The organism is Methanosarcina sp. A14, from assembly GCF_001729375.1.
Lineage (GTDB): Archaea > Halobacteriota > Methanosarcinia > Methanosarcinales > Methanosarcinaceae > Methanosarcina > Methanosarcina barkeri.
Genome location: NZ_LZPK01000345.1, coordinates 1 through 2,539 on the forward strand (window position 1 = coordinate 1; position 2,539 = coordinate 2,539).

The window sequence follows — 2,539 nt, forward strand, 5'->3', positions numbered from 1 at the left end:
TACCAGGATTACCAGTTCCGTCTCTTACGCACCACTCTTTACCACACCAAGTTAGATAGGTGTCTGCAGCAGCGGTGTTTGCAATCAAAAGCAAGCCTAATGTACTTAACATTACGAGCTGTAGATATTTTTTGTTCATATTAATCATGACATCAATAGCAAAACTTTTTGAAAAATTTTCCTATATGCCATTAAATAGAAAAGTTGAAGTATTTTTAAAATAATATATAATTTTGCAAAATTCGAACCTTAATATATGAAAAATTAGAGAACAAAGATTATTAAATTTTAAGATAGTAGCTAAGAGAAAAATATATCCAACAACCAGACCCCCCCAAAATTTCCGGCATAAATTAATAATTTATTTGTAAACTAACTATATAAAGTATTTCATCCCCGAAAGTTGTAGTTTATGGCTTATAAGAGAAGTTTAATAAGTTAAAAAATTTAGATAAAGATTTTTTTATATCCCTCAATCTCAAAATAAGAGTCTCACTCCACAATGCATCTGCGTCCAAGTTGCAGAGTCCTTTTATTAAATACTCTTAAAGTCGTGATTTGCTCATTTTTACGAAATTATTCACCGACCAGAGTATCGTTTTTACATAATATTAAATATATATTTTAAATAATACAGATAATTATTTATAAACAATCAGTTCTGTATTTATGTTAGTTATGTTGAAACTAAAAGAAATAAAGAATAATGCAAAAAAGTACATAGAACTATGCAAACTTATATATGTAGATCCTAGAACTCCCAAAACCGCAAAAATACTGTTATGGATCGCCATAGGCTATGCATTATCACCAATTGATTTAATACCAGATTTCATACCTGTAATTGGTCATATTGATGATATAATAATCGTCCCTGTGCTTTTATACATTGCAATGAGATCAGTACCCAAAAATGTGTATATAGAAAACTATGTTCAGATTTTAAGTAAATAATTTTCTAGCCAGAAAATGCGGTGTAATTCTTAGATTTTCGTTTTTTAAATTCTACTCAGGATCTATTTAGACTTAACTCTGGCACAAGGTTATAAAATTTCTTAATATTTTAACCAGAGACAACTTGAGCTTTATCTCAGACAGATCTCAAACAGAGCAAACAAAAATAAAAACGTTTTTCGTACCTGTTTTGCTGAACATTTGTTCCTAAAAGTATATGCCCGTTTGAAGAGAAACACAATACTTAACTTTACCAGATGTATTTTTAAAGCTGATTCGAGTTTGGTAGAACAAAATTTCGATGAAATGGGATTCAAACCAATTTTGATATTGGGGGTATGAGGAAATGTTACTGATGGATATAATAACTTGGGAGCCGAAAGACTCCCTAAAAGTTGCGGAATTCTATGCGAATTATGACTACCCGAAGGGAATAAAAGTAATTGAGGAATGGACTGACCTTACTGGATACCGCACGTTTATAATATATGAAACTGAAGACGAAAAAACATATGCAGCATCCGTTTTTCCATTTACAGGGCTGTGCAAATTCGAAACGTTTCCGGTTATGAAACTAGATAAATTTATGCAGCTTGCCCAAAAATTTGCCGAGAAAACCGGAGGAGAAGGTCCAGAAGCTGAGCAGGGCGAGGGAGGAAAAGCCTCAGAGGAACTTCTTAAGCAAATAGGGAACCTTGAAAAGAGAATTGAACGCCTTGAACACCACTCTTATATTCAGCAGGAAGATGTAACGTGAAACTTAGATCCAACATGAAGATCTAGATTCAACTCAAAAACGTAGTCCAACTTAAAAACTTAGTTCCAACATAAAGACCCGAATATAAAGACCCGGCCACAAGGTAAAGAGCTGGTTCCAACGTAGAAATCGTGATCAGAAACCAACTTTAGCTCTGTTGAGAAATTTTACCTCAAATTCATTTTTCAAATGCACTTTCAAATTTTTCTTCATCCATCCGATAAATCTGCCACCCATCTGCAGGGCTTCCTCCAAGATGTTTGTAAAATTCCCTTGCAGGGTTCCATTCAAGGACTGCCCATTCTATTCTTCCGCAGTTTCTTTCTTTTGCAAGCTTTACACAGTGGAGAAACATTGCTTTCCCGATTCCTTTTCCCCGAAACTCAGGTTTTACAAAAATGTCCTCGATATAGAGCCCAGGCTTTCCCACAAAAGTAGAGAAATTGTGGAAAAAAACAGTAAACCCGACCGGAACCCCATCCAATTCAGCAAAGAAAACCTCGGCATAGGGTTTATTTCCAAACATGGCATCTGCCAGGGTTTCTTCTGTCGCTGTGACCAGGTGGGAAAGGTTTTCAAACCTTGCAATGCCTTTAACGAACTCAAGAATCAAGTGTACATCTTTAATTTCTGCGGCGCGGATTTTCAATCCAGGTTTTACTCCGTCTTCTGTGAACTTTATTTTATCCTCTGTAAGTTTCATTTCAGGCCCTGACATTTTTTGATTCCTTTATTAAATCGATAGATATAGATAATTTCATAGGTTTAATGAAACTAAATTTATGAAACTGAATTTATAAAACTGAATAGAGACTAAGTTTATGAAAC

3 protein-coding genes are annotated in these 2,539 nt (G+C 34.3%); 2 read left to right on the top strand and 1 reads right to left on the bottom strand.

Annotated elements, in window-relative coordinates:
- Positions 1 to 669: 669 nt before the first annotated feature.
- Both A9239_RS14795 and A9239_RS14800 read left to right on the top strand, forming a co-directional pair.
- Positions 670 to 954, top strand: coding sequence for a YkvA family protein (locus tag A9239_RS14795; RefSeq protein WP_052712887.1), 285 nt, complete (start codon positions 670 to 672; stop codon positions 952 to 954).
- 355 nt (positions 955 to 1,309) lie between these two features.
- A complete protein-coding gene (locus A9239_RS14800; RefSeq protein ID WP_230628859.1) occupies positions 1,310 to 1,711 on the top strand; it encodes a DUF3303 domain-containing protein in 402 nt (133 codons plus the stop codon).
- Between the two features lie 178 nt (positions 1,712 to 1,889).
- Here A9239_RS14800 and A9239_RS14805 read toward each other — a convergent pair whose 3' ends face one another.
- On the bottom strand, positions 1,890 to 2,429 hold the full coding sequence (locus A9239_RS14805) for a GNAT family N-acetyltransferase (protein WP_080941561.1): 540 nt from the start codon (positions 2,427 to 2,429) through the stop codon (positions 1,890 to 1,892).
- Positions 2,430 to 2,539 lie beyond the last annotated feature (110 nt).